The organism is Streptomyces sp. NPDC059201 (assembly GCF_042754585.1).
Taxonomy (GTDB): Bacteria; Actinomycetota; Actinomycetes; order Streptomycetales; family Streptomycetaceae; genus Streptomyces.
The window spans coordinates 522,999-537,978 of record NZ_JBHZBB010000003.1 but is presented as its reverse complement, the minus strand read 5'-3'; the positions used below and the strand labels follow the sequence as shown (position 1 = coordinate 537,978).

Sequence of the window (14,980 nt, the reverse complement as noted above, 5' to 3'; positions counted from 1 at the left end):
CTCACGGAAACCGAAACAGAAACCGAAACAGAAACCGAAACAGAAACCGAAACAGAAACCGAAACAGAATCCGAAACGGAGACGCACCGGTGAAGCGCCGCCTCCCGCGCATCCTGGCCCAGGCACTGTTCGTGCTGTGGGCCGCGTACACGGTCTCCTTCGCCGTGCTCTACCTGCTGCCCGGCGACCCGGTGACCATCATGGCCGCGGGCGGCGGCGACGCGAGCTCGGTCAGCCCGGAGCAGGTCGCCGCACTGCGCGCCCGCTACGGCCTCGACCGGCCGGTGCCCGAGCAGTACGCGACCGCGCTCTGGAACGCCGTACGCGGCGACCTCGGCACCTCGGTCCACGGCGGGCGGCCGGTGACCCAGCTCATCACCGAGGCCCTGCCCGCCACCCTCCAGCTCGCCGGCGCGACGCTCCTCCTGGCGCTCCCGCTCGGCGGCGCGATCGCCCTGCTCGGCACCTCCACCCGGCGGCGCTGGCTGCGGCAGCTCCTGCTGTCGCTGCCGGCCGCCGGCGTGTCGGCGCCCACCTTCTGGATCGGGCTCCTCCTCGTCCAACTGGTCTCGTTCCGCTGGGGCCTGCTGCCCGCCTTCGGCAACGACGGCTGGAGCTCCCTCATCCTGCCCTCGGTGACCCTGGCCCTGCCCGCCTCCGGACTGGTCGCCCAGGTCTTCGCCAAGAGCCTGCGGACCGCGCTGGCGGAGCCGTACATCGACACCGCGCGCGCCAAGGGCGCGGGCCGCGCCCGCGTCCACCTCCGGCACGCCGCCCGCAACGCCCTCGCCCCGCCGCTCACCGTCGCCGGACTCCTCACCGGCGGCGTCCTCGCCGGCTCCGTCGTGGTCGAGACGGTCTTCGCCCGCACCGGCGTCGGCCGGCTCACCGCCACGGCGGTCACCACCCAGGACATCCCCGTCGTCCAGGGCCTCGTGGTCCTCGGAGCCGTCGTGTACGTCACCGCGAACCTCGTCGTCGACCTCGTCCACCCGCTCGTCGACCCCCGCATCGCGGCGACCGACCGCCCGGCGGTGACCGCGTGACCGACCTCGCCACCCACCCCGTCGACACCCCGGCCACCAAGCCCCCCGGCCCCCTGCCCGCCCCCCGCTCCCGGAACCGGACCCGGATCCGCGGCGCGGTCGCCTTCTGGTTGAGCAGGCCGGGACTCCTCCTGTCCGTGGCCCTCCTCGCCGTCGTCCTGCTCGCGGCGCTCTTCCCCTCCCTCCTCACCGGCCGCGACCCCCTCGCCGGGGTCCCCGGCGAACGGCTCCTGCCTCCGAGCGCCGACCACCCCTTCGGTACCGACCAGCTCGGCCGCGACCTGTACGCCCGCGTCGTGCACGGCAGCGCCCTCACCCTGCGCGCCACCGGACTCGCCGTCGCCGTGGGGCTCGTCGCCGGCTCGCTCGTCGGTCTCCTCGCCGGATACCTCGGCGGGCGGGCCGACGCCGCCCTGATGCGCCTCACCGACGTCCTGCTCGCCGTCCCCGGACTGCTCCTCTCCCTCGCGCTGGTGACCGCCCTCGGCTTCGGCACGGTCGAGGTCGCCGTCGCGGTCGGCGTCACCAGCGTCGCCATGTTCGCCCGCATCATGCGCACGGAGGTCCAGCGCGTCGCCCGCACCCCGTACGTCGAGGCCGCGCGGGCGGGCGGCGTCCGCTGGTACGGGGTGCTGCTGCGCCACGTCCTGCCGAACGCCGCCGCCCCCGTCCTCGTCTACGCGGCCGTCGACTTCGGCGCGGTCGTCCTCCAGGTGTCCTCCCTCTCCTTCCTCGGGTACGGCGCCCGCCCGCCGCAGCCCGAGTGGGGCGCCCTCGTCGCCTCCGGACGCGACTACCTCGCCGCCGGCTGGTGGCTCACCACCCTGCCCGGACTCACCCTCGCGGCCACCGTCCTGGCCGCCAACCGCATCGCCCGCGCCCTCGACGGCGAGGCGAGGGAGACACCATGACCACCACCCCGCCGACAGGCGCGGAAACCGGCCCTGACACGGACGCGCGTACGGAGACCGGTGAGGACGCACTCCTCTCCGTACGGAACCTCACCATCACCTACGGCACTCGCGCCGCCCCCGTCCACGCCGTCCGGGGCGTCGATCTCACCGTCCGGCCCGGCGACGTCCTCGCCCTCGTCGGTGAGTCCGGCTCCGGCAAGAGCACCACCGCGCACGCCGTCCTCGGCCTGCTCCCGCCGGGTGCCCGTATCGACAGCGGCTCGATCCGGTACGACGGGACCGAGCTGGCGGGCGCCGACGAGGGCGTCCTGCGGGCGCACCGGGGCCGGGCCATCGGGCTCATCCCGCAGGACCCGGCCGTCTCCCTCAACCCCGTGCAGCGGATCGGCGCCCAGGTCGCCGAGGTGCTCCTCCTGCACGGCCTCGTACCCGACCGCGCCGGCGCCCTGGACCGGGCCGCCGAACTCCTCGGCGAGGCCGGTCTCGACCGGCCGCGGGAGCGGGCCCGCCAGTACCCGCACGAACTCTCCGGCGGCATGCGGCAGCGCGCCCTCATCGCCATCGCCCTCGCCGCCCGCCCCCGCCTCCTCATCGCCGACGAACCCACCAGCGCCCTCGACGTCACCGTGCAGCGCACCATCCTCGACCACCTCGACACGCTCACCCGCACCTCGGGCACCGCCGTCCTGCTGATCACCCACGACCTCGGCGTGGCCGCCGACCGGGCCCAGCGGATCGCCGTCATGGCGCAGGGCCGCATCGTCGAGACCGGCCCCACCCACGACGTCCTCACCTCACCCCAGCACCCCTACACCCAGTCCCTGCTGGCCGCCGCCCCCGCCTTCGCCCCCGCCCGCGTCACCCTCCCCGCCGCCCGCCGGAGCGCCGACGCCCCCGACCTGCTGACCGCCGAGGGACTCGTCAAGGCGTTCCCGCGCCGCCGTACCGGCCCCCACGGCCCGACACCCCCCGCCGTCGACGGCGTCAGCCTGCGCATCGCGCGCGGCGAGACCCTGGCCCTGGTCGGCGAGTCCGGCTCCGGCAAGTCCACGACGGCCCGGCTGCTGCTGCGCCTGACCACCCCGACGGAGGGCCGGATCACCTTCGACGGCCAGGACATCACCCGGCTCCGGGGCCCCGCCCTGCGCGCCCTGCGCCGGCGCCTCCAGATCGTCTACCAGAACCCCTACACCTCCCTCGACCCGCGGCTCCCCGTCGCCGAGATCGTCGCGGAACCCCTCCGCGCGTTCCGCGTGGCCGACCGCGCCGAACGCTCCCGCCGGGTGGCCGAACTCCTGGACCGCGTCCACCTGCCCGCGACCGTCGCCCGCCGCCGCCCCTCCGAACTCTCCGGCGGGCAGCGCCAGCGGGTCGCGATCGCCCGCGCCCTGGCCCTCCGCCCCGACCTCGTGGTCTGCGACGAACCCGTCTCCGCCCTCGACGTCTCGGCCCAGGCCCGCGTCCTCGACGTCCTCACCGAACTCCAGCGGGAGGACGGCCTGAGCTACCTCTTCATCACCCACGACCTGGCCGTCGTACGCCAGATCGCCCACCGCGTCGCCGTGATGCGGCACGGCCGCATCGTCGAGACGGGCCCCGTCGAGACCGTCTTCACCGAGCCCCAGGACCCCTGGACCCGCGAACTCCTCGCCGCGATCCCCGGCCGGAAGCTCGCCCTCGACGAGCCGACGCGGACCGACCCCACCCGGACCGACTCCACCCGGACCGACTCCACCCGGACCGACCCCACCCGGAACCCCTCACCCCACGACGCCGACTGAGTCCACCGTCCGCACCGACCACGTCCCCCCGGCGGGCACCGGCACGGCCACCGCCGCCGCGTACCCCGCCTGGGCGGCCACCGCGCCCACACCCCACCCCGCCGGCCGTGCCGCCGGCTCCCCGTCCCCCAGGTAGTCGGCGCGCGGCGGACGCCCGAGCCCCGTCCCCAGGCCCTTGAGGTACGCCTCCTTGCGCGCCCACAGCCGGGTGAACTCCACCGCCCGCCGCGACGGGCCCAGGCGCTCCAGCTCCGCCCGCTCGCGCGGATGCAGCCTCGCCAGGCACGCCTCCACCGTCCCCGGCGGGCACTCCCGCTGCACGTCCACGCCGACGGCGCCCGCTGCCACGGCGACGGCCACCAGCCCGTGACTGTGCGACAGCGAGAACCCGACCGGCGCCCCGGCGTCCCGCAACACCGGCCGCCCGTAGCGCCCTTCCCGGCCGAACCGCAGCTCCGCCGGAGCCACCCCCGTGTACGAGGCCAGCACCCGCCGCAGCACCACGTGCGCCCAGACGTACCGGTCGCGGCCGCCCGTCGTCACGAACTCCCCGACCCGGCGCCGCTCCTCCTCGTCGAGAATCCCGTACGCCTCCGAGGCCGCCCCCGCAGCCCCGCCGGGAACGCCCGTCAGCCACACCTCCACGGCCCCCGCCCCGGGCAGCTCCCTCACGGCCGCGCCCGCTCCCCGGACGACTCCCGCCCCCGCGCGACGACCTCGGCGGACCCGCCCCCGTCCTTGGCCTCGCCCTTACCCCTGCCCCCGTCTCCCCGCTCGCCACGGCGCCCGACGACGACCGCCGCGAGCCCCGCCGCCAGCGACACCAGCCCGCCGGCCACGAACCCCCACCGCACCCCCCACCGGTCGGCGAGCGCGCCCACGAGCAGTGCCCCCAAGGGCGTCGACCCCTGGAGGATCAGCGTGTACAGGGCCAGGACCCGGCCGCGCAGCTCGGGCGGGACGCCCAACTGCACCCGGTGGTTGGCGGCCTGCACGAAGAAGATCGACGCGCCGCCGGTGAGGAAGAGCAGCACCATGGACAGCCCGTACGACGACACGACCCCCACCCCGGCCTCCAGCACGCCGAAGCCGACGGCCGCCCCGGCGACCAGACGGGCCGAGGGTCGGCCCCGCCGCACGGTCGTGGCCAGCGCGGCCACCAGCGATCCGGCCGCGAAGACGGCGGTCACGACGCCGAAGGTCGAGGCGCCGGCGTGATGCACCTGCGCGGCGAGCAGCGGCAGCGTGAGCTGGAAGTTGAGGCCGAACAGCCCCACCACCGCCACCAGCACCAGCGGCACCACCAGGTCGAACCGGCCGGCCGCCTTCAGCCCGTCCAGCACCCGCACCCGGTCCCCGCGCCGCGCCGCCCCGCCCGCCCGGCCCCGCATCAGGCGCAGGGCGACGACGGTGGCGGCGTAACTCACCGCGTTCAGGAGCATCACCCAGCCGACGCCGGCCACCGAGATCAGCAGCCCCGACAGGGCCGGGCCGACGACGCGGGCGACGTTGAAGTACGCGGCGCTGAGCGCCGAGGCGTTGGGCAGCAGGTCCGATCCGACGAGCTCCCCGACGAACGCCATCCGCGCGGGCACCTCGACCGAGTTCACCACGCCGAGCGCGCACGCGAAGACGTACACGTGCCACAGCCGGACCTCACCCGCCAGGACCAGCACCGCGAGCGCCAGGGCCAGGACGCACGACAGCACGTTCGCGACCGTCAGCAGGGCCCGCTTGTCGTACCGGTCGGCGAGCCGGCCCCCGTACAGCGTGAAGAGCAGCAGGGGCGCGAACTGCAAGGCGGTCACCGTGCCCAGCGCGCTCGCCGACCCGCCGGTGAGGCCGAGGACGAGCCAGTCCTGTGCGACGACCATCATCCACGTCCCGGCCACCGACACGATCTGGCCGAGGACGAACAGCCGGAAGTCCCGGACGCGCAGGGCGCGGAAGACCTCGCCGAGGCCGCCGCTCACGACTCCGGCCCCGCGGGCGCGGCGCCCGCCGCCAGGCACTCCTCCAGGAACGCGAAGACCCGGAGGTGGTACGTGCGGGCCGCCCATCCGAGGCTCACGTTGTGCCCGGCCCCGGGCAGCCGGTCCACCACCACGCGCGGCGACCGGGCCAGCAGGCCCGTCAGGTCGGCCACGTCGTCGGGCCCGTGCCGCCACCACGCCTCGTACTCGGCGAACGTGAAGCGCACGGGCACCGTGACGCGCCCGAGGACGTCCGCGCCGCCACCGGTCCACCCGCCCACCGACTCCACCTCCCGCCTCGGCATCGGTGCCACCACCGACCGGCTGGCACGGAACGTACCCGGCGGATAGAGCCCGAAGGTCGGACCCCAGTCGAGCCGCCGCGCACCGAACCCCGCCTCCCGCGCGGCGCGCCCGGCCGGTACGGCCAGCCGGTGCCCCACCCCCGACACGTCCACGCCCACCAGCCCGGGCGGCGGCCGGTCCGCCGCCAGGGCGAGGGCGACCTTGCCGCCGAAGGAGTGCCCGAGGAGCAGCACCGGCCCCTCGGCGAACCCCTCCAGCGCCTCTCCGACGGCCCCGGCCTGGTCGGCGACGCCCCGCCCGTCCGGCTCCAGCCCGGCGTACGGCCCGTACCCCGGCCGGTCAAGGGCGAGCACCGCGTAGCCGAGCCGCGCCCCGAGCGCGAGGAGGGACACGTCCGGGTGGGCCTGCCCGTCGAAGTACCCGGCGCTCATCCCGCCGCCGTGCAGCGCGACGACCAGCGCGCGGGCCGGCCCGGCGTCGGGCTGGGGCTCCGGCTCGGCCAGCAGCCCCGTCACGGGCGCCCCCCGACCGGACCCGAGCGTCACCCGGCGTACCCCGGGCGACACCCGCGACGACACCCGCGACGACACCCGCGACGACACCCGCGACGACACGACGCTCATCCGCCCTCCCCCTCCCACCCGCCACCGAAGAACCGACCCCTCCAGCATTGGCAGGCGCCGCCCGCCCCCTCAAGACGCGCCGCTCCAGGACTCGGTGAGCTTCCCGCCGCTTCCCTCGGAAACGTCGGCGCCCCGCAAACCCCGCGACAGAGAAGTGTCAGAAGAGGTCGGGCCGCGTTCAGTGGATCACTTCGCGCTCCCACCGCTCGCGCGGCTGGGTGTGCAGACGCCAGTAGTGCTCGGCGATGTCCTCGGGGTCGTACGCCGTCCCGGGCGCGACCGCGCCGCCGACGGTGACCGTGGCGACGTGCACGCCCGACGGCCCGTACTCCGTGTCGAGCAGCTCGACCAGGGCCCGTACCCCGGCCTTGCCCAGCGACAGGCTCACGTACGGCGGCTTCATCTCGGGCATCCCGCCGGTGACGACGAAGGTGCCCCGCCCGCGCCGGGCCATCCCGGGCAGGAGGTGCGCGGCGGTGGTGAGGGCGCCGAGGACGTTGACCGCGTACGTCTCCAGGTGGGCGCGGTGCGGGAGTTCGCCGACGGCGTCGGGCCGGATGACGGCCGCGTTGTAGACCACGACGTCCGGTTCGCCCAGCTCACCGACGGCCGCGTCGAGCGCGGCCCGCAGGGCCGTCTCGTCGGCCACGTCGGCGATGAGCGGCACGCCCCGCACCCCCAGCGCCCCCACGGCCTCCGCCGCCGCCGTCACGGTCTCCTCCGACCGCGCGACCAGCCCGACCGCCAGCCCCTCCCGCGCGAACCGCCGCGCCACGGCCTGCCCGATCCCCGGCCCCGCCCCGATGACCAACGCCCCACCCATGACCGCTCCTCCGTCTCGACGCCCAACGACGCACAACAACGTCGAGCACAACCCCTCTTGATCGTCATGTCTTCCCGGGAGGGAGGGCGTTGTCAGAGGCGCCTGTCAGGATCGCCGCATGAGCGATGTGAAGGATCTTGTCTCCCGGGTGGCGGCGCGGGCCACAGCAGAATCGGGGCCGCTGCCCCCGGCCGTGAGCGGGGAAGAGGTGGCCGCGGCGGAGCGGGCGCTCGGCTTCCGCCTCCCTGCGCTGCTCGTGAGCCTGTACCGGGACGTGGCCAACGGCGGCTTCGGCCCCGACTACCAGTTGCTTCCGTTGACGGGGGAGGGGCGGACGGTGCTTGCCGAGTACGCCTCCGCGCGGGCGGAGTCGGCGGAGGAGGAGACCCCGTACTGGCCTGCCGGTGTGCTGCCGGTTCTCGACTGGGGGTGCGGGATGTACGCGGCCGTCGACTGTCGTGGCGAGGGCGGGCCGGTCCTGCTGTTCGATCCGAACCCGATGGACGACGACGGGGCGCAGGCGTGGTTTTTCGATGCCCCGAGTCTGGAGGGGTGGCTGGAGACCTGGCTTGCCGGGAGGGGCTGGTACCGGGAGGACGCCGACGAGGACGGGGGGCCGGTGGAAGGGCCGCTGCGGTGGGCGGAGGCCGGGGCGCGGATTGCGGAGAGTCATCGGGGTGCGGTGGGGAGCGCTTGACCTTGACACGGTGACAAGGCTTTGACTGCCGGTCGAGGAGGTGGTCCCGATGACCACGACGTATCAGGACACGGATGTACGGCGAGCGCTCCAGGCGCTGGCGGACGAGCGTGCGTCGGTGCGGCTGCGGGCCGCGCTCGCGGTGGGGACGACGCCCGACGACCGGTTCGTCGACGCGCTCGTCCAGCGGTGCGCGGTCGAGCCCGAGTTCTTCGTCCGCGACATGCTGACCTGGGCGCTGACCCGCCACCCCGTGGGCCTGATACTGCCCAGGATGCTCGCCGAGCTGCGCTCGGAGCGGGCGCAGGCGCGGAGCCAGGCCCTGCACACGCTGTCCAAGCTGGGGGAGCGGGTGGCGTGGCCGGCGATCACGCACGGGCACCTGACCGACGCGGACGACGAGGTGGCGCGCGCCGCGTGGCGGACGGCGGTGCTGCTCGTTCCGGACGGCGAGGAGGCCGCCCTCGCCGCCGTGCTCGGCACACAGCTGGGGCGCGGCGGGCAGGACACCCAGCTGAGCCTCAGCCGCGCCCTGATCGAGCTCGGCGACGTGATCCAGCCGGTCCTCGGCGCCGCCGCGACGCACCCCGACCCGGGGGTCCGCGCGCACGCGCTCGCCACCGAGCGGATCCTGCGCGACCCCGACACGGGGTTCGCGTACGCGATCGAGGAGGCGAAGCGCGTCGTGGCACTGGGCGGGTCCGGGCAGGAGGGACACTAGGGCGTGTTGATCGGTGAGGTGGCACGCCGCTCCGGTGTCAGTGCCCGCATGCTCAGGCATTACGAGTCGCTCGGCCTGGTGCGGCCCTCGGGCCGCACCGGCTCCGGCTACCGGGAGTACCGGGACGAGGACATCCGGCGGATCTTCCACATCGAGAGCCTCCGCTCGCTGGGGCTGTCGCTGCGGGAGATCGGCCGCGCCCTCGACGACCCCGGCTTCACGCCCGCGCAGCTCGTCGGCGACCTCATCGACCAGACCCGCGCCCGCATCGCCGCCGAGACGGAGCTGCTCACCCGCCTGCGCCGCATCGACGCGGCGGGACCGGACAGCTGGGACGACGCGCTCCAGGTCGTCGCGCTCCTCCAGGCCCTGGGGTCGGCGAGCAAGGACGCCCGCCAGCGCGCCGCGCTCTCCTCGTCCGACGAGGTTCCCGTACCGGTGGAGGCCCTGGTCGAGGCGGCCCTGCACGAGACGGAGACCAATGTCGCGGGCGCCCTGCGCTGGGCGCTCGTGCGCTCCGGCGACGGCGGCCCCGCCCTCCTGGCCCAGGCTCTGGACTCCCCGGCGGCGGCGGTCCGCGAGCGGGCCGTCCGCACCCTCGCCGCGCTCCCCGGCGACGACGCGGCCTCCCGGCTCCGCACCGCCCTCGCCCACCCCGACCCTGTGGTCCGGGGCCAGGCGGCCCTGGCCCTCGGCAATCGCGGGGAGCCGGAGGCGATCCCGACGCTCGTCGAGATGATCGTGGACGGCAGGAACGACACGGACGCGGCCGACGCGCTCAGCGCCCTGGCCACCGACACCACCACGGCCGACGCGATCGCGGCCGGACTCGTCGCCCGGCTCGCCGACACCGGCACCGGACCCCCCGCGCGGGGCCGCCTCACCCAGGCCCTCGCCGACATCCCCGGCCCCACCGCCACCCGCGCGCTCGCGGACCTGACCCACGACGAGGACCGCGCCGTCTCCCTGACCGCCACCTACCTCCGCCACCTCCGCGACGCCCGCTGAACCGCCACGTCGCTCGTCTCCCGGGCGAGTCGCTACGTCAGTACGTCAGGATGCCCGGGTCCGTCACGCCCTCCGCGCCCGTCTCCACGTGCCCGGCCAGGCGGCGCACGTAGTCGGCGTGCGCGCTGGAGGTGACCGTGACGTCGTACCAGCGGCCCGAGGCCGACAGCGGCACCGCGTGGGTGACGGTCGCGCCCTGCGCCACCGTCAGCGTCCGGGGGCCGCTGGCGTAGGCGTTGGTGAGGGTCACCGTCGTCGCGGCGCCGGCGTTGGTGAAGGTGAGGTCCAGGGTGGCGGTGGTGGCGTTGTGGCGGGCGGTGACCTCGGGGACGGCGGTCTTGCCGGGCGAGCGGAAGCGGCGCAGGAAGCCGTTCGGGCCGTGCACGGTGAGGTCGGTGACGCCCTTGGAGTACTTGGTGTTCCAGGTGTCCGCGATCGACTTCCCGGCCTCGGCCGTGTACGTCCAGGGGGCGTCGGTGCGGTTCGCCGACGTCACGTAGAACTGGGCGCCGGCGGAGGGGCCGCCGCTGAAGGCGAGGCGGAAGGTGCCGGCCGCAGTGTCGGCGGAGCCGTCCACGTACGGGGCGTACTTCAGCGGGCGCGTGGGCTTGGCCCCGCGCTCCTGGCGCGGCATCGTGCCGACGGCCGGCGCGGTGGCCGGGAAGTCGGGGTGCCGGTCCCGGTCCGGCGGGTAGTACCCGGCGGTCGACGGCAGCGCGACCGGCTGCGGCTGCGAGCGGCCGAAGTCGAAGGCCGAGGTCAGGTCGCCGCAGACGGCCCGCCGCCAGGGCGAGATCTGCGGCTCCTGGACCCCGAAGCGGCGCTCGATGAAGCGGATCACCGAGGTGTGGTCGAAGGTCTCGGAGCAGGTGTAGCCGCCGGTGGACCAGGGGGAGACGACGAGCATGGGGACACGGGGGCCCAGGCCGTAGGGCCCGGCGACGTATCCGACCTTCCCGGGGAAGTGGTCGAGGGCGGTGGGGGTGGTCGACAGACCCTGCGCCGCCGAGGCCGGCACGTACGGCGGGACGACGTGGTCGAAGAAGCCGTCGTTCTCGTCGTACGTGATGAACAGCGCCGTACGGGCCCACACGTCCGGGTTCGACGTCAGCGCGTCGAGCACCTGCGCGATGTACCAGGCGCCGTAGTTGGAGGGCCAGTTGGAGTGCTCGGAGAAGGCTTCCGGCGCGGCGATCCAGGAGACCTGCGGCAGCCGCCCGGCCCGCACGTCCGCCCGCAGCCGGTCGAAGTATCCGTCGCCCGCCTTGGCGTTCGTGCCGGTGCGGGCCTTGTCGTGGAGCGGGTTCCCGGGCTGGGCGTTGCGGTAGGTGTTGAAGTACAGCAGCGAGTTGTCGCCGTAGTTGCCGCGGTACGCGTCGTTGATCCAGCCCCACGAGCCGGCGGCGTCCAGCCCGTCGCCGATGTCCTGGTAGACCCGCCAGGAGACCCCGGCCGCCTCCAGGCGCTCGGGGTACGTCTTCCAGCCGTATCCGGCCTCGGCGTTGTTGAGGACCGGCCCGCCGCCGGTGCCGTCGTTGCCGGTGTGGCCCGACCAGAGGTAGTAGCGGTTCGGGTCGGTCGAGCCGATGAACGAGCAGTGGTAGGCGTCGCAGATCGTGAACGCGTCGGCGAGGGCGTAATGGAAGGGGATGTCCTCCCGGGTCAGGTGCGCCATCGTCGCCTTGGACTTGGCCGGAATCCACTGGTCGTAGCGGCCCTTGTTGAACGCCTTCTGGCCACCCGCCCAGTCGTGGTTGAGCCCCTGGAGGAACTCCATGCCGAGCTTCGCGCTCTCCGGCCGGAAGGGCAGGGTCACCTTCGAGCCGTCCGACTGGTTCCACACGGACTTCCCGCTGGGCAGCGTGACCGGACGGGGGTCGCCGAAGCCGCGGACGCCCTTCATCGCCCCGAAGTAGTGGTCGAAGGAACGGTTCTCCTGCATGAGGACGACGATGTGCTCGACGTCCTGGAGCGTGCCGGTGGACCCCTGGGCGGGGATGGCGGCGGCGCGGGCGATGGACTCGGAGAGCGCGCTGAACGCGACGGCGCCACCGGCGAGCTGAAGGAACCGGCGGCGATCGAGGTCGGCCATGGGGAGTAATCCTCCGGAGTACGAGCGGACGGACACGGAACACCGGCCGTGACCGGCGCGGAGCGCCCCAAGAAGAGCGTCCGAGAACTACCGCCTCACGGCCGCCCCGTGACTTCCCGCTGTACACGCGGAGAATTCGCCCCCCGCCCCCGAGCCCGACCGCGATGGCCGGAAACGATCGGTGCTGCGGGCGCGGGCGCGGGCCCGCCCCTGGCGGTCTACGCCGGCTGGTCCTCCGTCGCCGGGTGCGGGGGAGCGGGTGTGTCGGCGTGGCGGAGCTCCGCGAGGAGTTCGCTCTGGCCTACCAGGAGCTCCGTGAGGATGCGCCGGGCGGCCTTGAGGAGATCGGCCACGTCGCCGCCGGCGAGGGCGTAACTGACGGTGGCGCCGTCGCGGATCGAGACGACGATCCCCGACCGGCGCAGGACCGCGAGCTGCTGGCTGAGGTTGGACGGCTCGATGTCGATGTCCTTGAGCAGTTCCCGTACGGGGAGCGGGCCCTGCTGGAGCAGTTCCAGGACACGGATCCGGACGGGATGCCCGAGCATGCGAAAGAACTCCGCCTTGGCCTGGTACAGCGGCACCTGCATGCGACGACTCTCTCCCCCCGGGCCGGCAGGACCGGGCACCGACGGCCCGACCTGCGACATCCCTTGTCCACGGCTGACGCCCATTCTCCCGCGTCCCGGCTCCCGCTCACCCTCGACTGATCACTTTCAGATGTTCCGAGTTGAAGAGTTCTTCAAGTCGAGGGCATACGAAGCCGGGCCGCGGGAGCCCGGCTACAGCTCCAGATCGGCCTCGATGCGCTGGAGCCGATGCCTGGCCATGGCCAGATTGGCGCGGCTCTTGTCCAGGACCATGTACAGGAACAGGCCGTTGCCGCCCCGCCCCTTGATCAGGCGTATGAGGTGGTACTGGGTATCCAGGGTGATCAGGACGTCCTCGATGCCCTCGTGGATGCCCAGCATCTCCATCGTGCGGAGCTTCGCCCGGATGACATCGGTGTTGCCGGCGGCCGCGACGGTCAGGTCCAGGTCCTTGCTCCCGCCCAGCGTCCCGAGGGCCATACCGCTCGTGTAGTCGACCAGCGCGACCCCCACACTGCCCTCGATGGAGGTCATCGCCTCCTTCAGAGACGTTTCCACACTCACCATCAGTAGGTGCTCCCTTGGTTCTCGACGGCCCGGGACCGGAGTCGTGCCCACGGCCGGGGGTGATCACAGACGTCCCCCACTAGACACCAACGGGGCGGGGTGCGAGGGGCTTTCGGCGGAAGAGGTTGCCCCGGGCATAGGACAACGCGCCATTACGCGCTGATCGCGGCTGGATCCACCTGGTTCGCCGGGGCGGCAGGGGGCGTCACGCGGCCGTCCGGGCGATCTAGGGTGGGCCGATGAGCGCATACCCCCACTCCCATCCCCGTCCCATCGAGCGGCCGGCCGACCTCGACGTCGTGCGCGAGTCCTACGACCGGGTGGCGGACAACTACGTCGACATGGTGCTGACGACGGGAATCGGCGACATCCGTACGCACCCCTGGCTCAAGGCGTCGATCGACGCCTTCGCCGACTCGGTGAGCGGGCTCGGGCCCGTCCTCGACGTCGGCTGCGGACCCGGAACCGTCACCGGCTACCTCGCCGAACGCGGGCTCGACGTGTCCGGGGTGGACCTCTCGCCCCGGATGATCGAGAACGCCCGCCGGCTGTACCCGCACTGCCGTTTCGACGTCTCCTCCGCCACCGACCTCGACCTGGCGGAGGCGTCGCTGGGTGGTGTGCTCGGCTGGTGGTCGCTCTTCAACCTCCCCCGTGACGTGCTGCCGCAGGTTCTCGCCCTCTTCGCACGGGCGTTGAAGCCGGGCGGACACTTCATCACCGCGACCCACGTCGGCGACGAGGACCTGGTCCGCACCGAGGCGTACGGCGGCGTGCCCGTCCGGTGGACGACCCACAAGTGGCGGCCCGAGGAGCTCGTGGAGCTGATCGAGGGGGCCGGGCTGCGCACGGTCGCCGAACTCCGGCTGCCGGCCGACGAGACGACCGGGCCGGGCGTCGTCGTCATGGCCAGGCGGCCCGACTGAGCAGGGGCCGGACGCCGGGGGCCGGGAGGCTCGCCGAGGGGCGTTGTCAGTGGTGCCCACTACCTTCGGAGGTGTCGCAAGAGACCGTTCCGACAGGGGGATTCGATGACTGACGGCTGTGTGGACACCGCGCTGCGGGTGGTGCTGACGGATGTCAACGCGGGGGTGGTGGAGGCGTGGCGCGCCGCCTTCGCCGACGTGCCCGGCATCGAGATCCGGCGGGGTTCCATCCTCGACGAGGACGTGGACGCGTGGGTCACGCCGACGAACGCGGCCGGCCGGATGGACGGCGGGGTCGACGCCGCGATCAAGCGCCACCTCGGCGCGGGGATCCAGCTGCGGGTGCGGCGGGCGATCAGCGACCGCTTCGACGGGAGCATGCCCGTCGGCAGCGCCGTCTGCGTCCCGTCGGGGGCGACCGTGCCGCGCTTCGTCATCTCGACGCCGACCATGGTCTCCTCCTCGCAGAACGTGAGCGAGACCCTCAACGTCGCCATGGCCTGCGCGGCGGCGTTCCAGGCCGTGCACCGGCAGAACCGCAAGGCGCCCGGCAGCATCCGCTCGGTGGCCCTGGTCGGGATGGGCGCCCGCACCGGCCGCGTCCCGGCCCGGGTGTGCGCCAACCTGATGTGGACCGGCTACACGCTCTTCCACGACCACTGGTTCCAGGACGACGACGAGCTGCGCGCCACCGTCACCGCCCAGCTCGCCGGCATCGACCAGGCACCGCCCACCACGCGCGTGCGGATCGTGCCGCCCGCCGAAGGAGCACCTGCCAAAGGGGCAGCCGCCAAAGGAGCACCTGCCAAAGGAGCACCTGCCAAAGGGCATTCCTTTCGCCCCTGACGAGGCAGAGCCGGTCGAGGCCCCGACCGCCGTCCCGGCTCACCCCGCAGGCACCGTCCACCCCGCA

The 14,980-nt window shown here is 74.0% G+C and carries 15 protein-coding genes; 8 read left to right on the top strand and 7 right to left on the bottom strand.

Annotated elements, in window-relative coordinates; all coding sequences use genetic code 11:
• The first annotated feature begins 89 nt into the window (after nt 1-89).
• Genes ACFXMG_RS12655 through ACFXMG_RS12645 form a run of 3 tightly spaced genes read left to right on the top strand, consistent with a single transcriptional unit; the run spans nt 90 to nt 3,741 of the window.
• Complete coding sequence (locus ACFXMG_RS12655) at nt 90-1,046, top strand: ABC transporter permease (RefSeq protein ID WP_383816978.1); 957 nt, start codon at nt 90-92, stop codon at nt 1,044-1,046.
• On the top strand, nt 1,043-1,957 hold the full coding sequence (locus ACFXMG_RS12650; RefSeq protein WP_383816975.1) for an ABC transporter permease: 915 nt from the start codon (nt 1,043-1,045) through the stop codon (nt 1,955-1,957). The genes ACFXMG_RS12655 and ACFXMG_RS12650 overlap by 4 nt, the downstream gene beginning before the upstream one ends.
• A complete protein-coding gene (locus tag ACFXMG_RS12645) occupies nt 1,954-3,741 on the top strand; it encodes a dipeptide ABC transporter ATP-binding protein (RefSeq protein WP_383816972.1) in 1,788 nt (595 codons plus the stop codon). The genes ACFXMG_RS12650 and ACFXMG_RS12645 overlap by 4 nt, the downstream gene beginning before the upstream one ends.
• On the opposite strand, the gene ACFXMG_RS12640 is transcribed toward ACFXMG_RS12645, so the two are convergent.
• From ACFXMG_RS12640 to ACFXMG_RS12625, 4 genes are all read right to left on the bottom strand, one after another.
• The gene (locus ACFXMG_RS12640; RefSeq protein ID WP_383816969.1) at nt 3,721-4,413 is read right to left on the bottom strand and encodes a 4'-phosphopantetheinyl transferase family protein; all 693 of its coding nucleotides are present in this window, start codon (nt 4,411-4,413) and stop codon (nt 3,721-3,723) included. The genes ACFXMG_RS12645 and ACFXMG_RS12640 overlap by 21 nt on opposite strands.
• Nucleotides 4,410-5,714, bottom strand: coding sequence for an MFS transporter (locus ACFXMG_RS12635; RefSeq protein ID WP_383816966.1), 1,305 nt, complete (start codon nt 5,712-5,714; stop codon nt 4,410-4,412). Before ACFXMG_RS12635 ends, ACFXMG_RS12640 begins: the two co-directional genes overlap by 4 nt.
• On the bottom strand, nt 5,711-6,643 hold the full coding sequence (locus ACFXMG_RS12630; RefSeq protein WP_383816963.1) for an alpha/beta fold hydrolase: 933 nt from the start codon (nt 6,641-6,643) through the stop codon (nt 5,711-5,713). The genes ACFXMG_RS12635 and ACFXMG_RS12630 overlap by 4 nt, the downstream gene beginning before the upstream one ends.
• A 178-nt stretch (nt 6,644-6,821) precedes the next feature.
• Nucleotides 6,822-7,466 carry an SDR family NAD(P)-dependent oxidoreductase gene (locus tag ACFXMG_RS12625; protein ID WP_383816962.1) on the bottom strand — a complete coding sequence of 215 codons (645 nt, stop codon included), beginning with the start codon at nt 7,464-7,466 and terminating at the stop codon, nt 6,822-6,824.
• Between the two features lie 118 nt (nt 7,467-7,584).
• Between ACFXMG_RS12625 and ACFXMG_RS12620 the strand changes: the two genes are divergently transcribed.
• From ACFXMG_RS12620 to ACFXMG_RS12610, 3 genes are read left to right on the top strand one after another with little or no spacing between them, the layout of a single operon-like run.
• On the top strand, nt 7,585-8,163 hold the full coding sequence (locus ACFXMG_RS12620) for an SMI1/KNR4 family protein (RefSeq protein ID WP_383816959.1): 579 nt from the start codon (nt 7,585-7,587) through the stop codon (nt 8,161-8,163).
• Nucleotides 8,164-8,212: 49 nt separating this feature from the next.
• Entirely contained in the window at nt 8,213-8,884 is a 672-nt protein-coding gene (locus ACFXMG_RS12615; RefSeq protein WP_383816956.1) for a HEAT repeat domain-containing protein, read from the top strand.
• A 3-nt stretch (nt 8,885-8,887) separates the two neighbouring features.
• Entirely contained in the window at nt 8,888-9,892 is a 1,005-nt protein-coding gene (locus tag ACFXMG_RS12610) for a HEAT repeat domain-containing protein (RefSeq protein WP_383816954.1), read from the top strand.
• Between the two features lie 37 nt (nt 9,893-9,929).
• Here the strand turns inward: ACFXMG_RS12610 and ACFXMG_RS12605 are convergent, their stop codons facing one another.
• The 3 genes from ACFXMG_RS12605 to ACFXMG_RS12595 all read right to left on the bottom strand — a co-directional run bounded on the left by ACFXMG_RS12605 (nt 9,930) and on the right by ACFXMG_RS12595 (nt 13,141).
• Complete coding sequence (locus ACFXMG_RS12605; RefSeq protein ID WP_383816951.1) at nt 9,930-11,984, bottom strand: phosphocholine-specific phospholipase C; 2,055 nt, start codon at nt 11,982-11,984, stop codon at nt 9,930-9,932.
• Between the two features lie 218 nt (nt 11,985-12,202).
• On the bottom strand, nt 12,203-12,574 hold the full coding sequence (locus ACFXMG_RS12600) for an ArsR/SmtB family transcription factor (RefSeq protein WP_383816948.1): 372 nt from the start codon (nt 12,572-12,574) through the stop codon (nt 12,203-12,205).
• A 192-nt stretch (nt 12,575-12,766) separates the two neighbouring features.
• Nucleotides 12,767-13,141, bottom strand: coding sequence for a hypothetical protein (locus tag ACFXMG_RS12595; protein ID WP_383816945.1), 375 nt, complete (start codon nt 13,139-13,141; stop codon nt 12,767-12,769).
• Between the two features lie 239 nt (nt 13,142-13,380).
• On the opposite strand from ACFXMG_RS12595, the gene ACFXMG_RS12590 reads away from it, so the two are divergent.
• Together ACFXMG_RS12590 and ACFXMG_RS12585 are read left to right on the top strand one after the other, a co-directional pair.
• Nucleotides 13,381-14,067, top strand: coding sequence for a class I SAM-dependent methyltransferase (locus ACFXMG_RS12590; RefSeq protein ID WP_383816942.1), 687 nt, complete (start codon nt 13,381-13,383; stop codon nt 14,065-14,067).
• A gap of 105 nt (nt 14,068-14,172) precedes the next feature.
• Complete coding sequence (locus tag ACFXMG_RS12585) at nt 14,173-14,913, top strand: macro domain-containing protein (RefSeq protein WP_383816939.1); 741 nt, start codon at nt 14,173-14,175, stop codon at nt 14,911-14,913.
• The last annotated feature ends 67 nt before the right edge of the window (nt 14,914-14,980 follow it).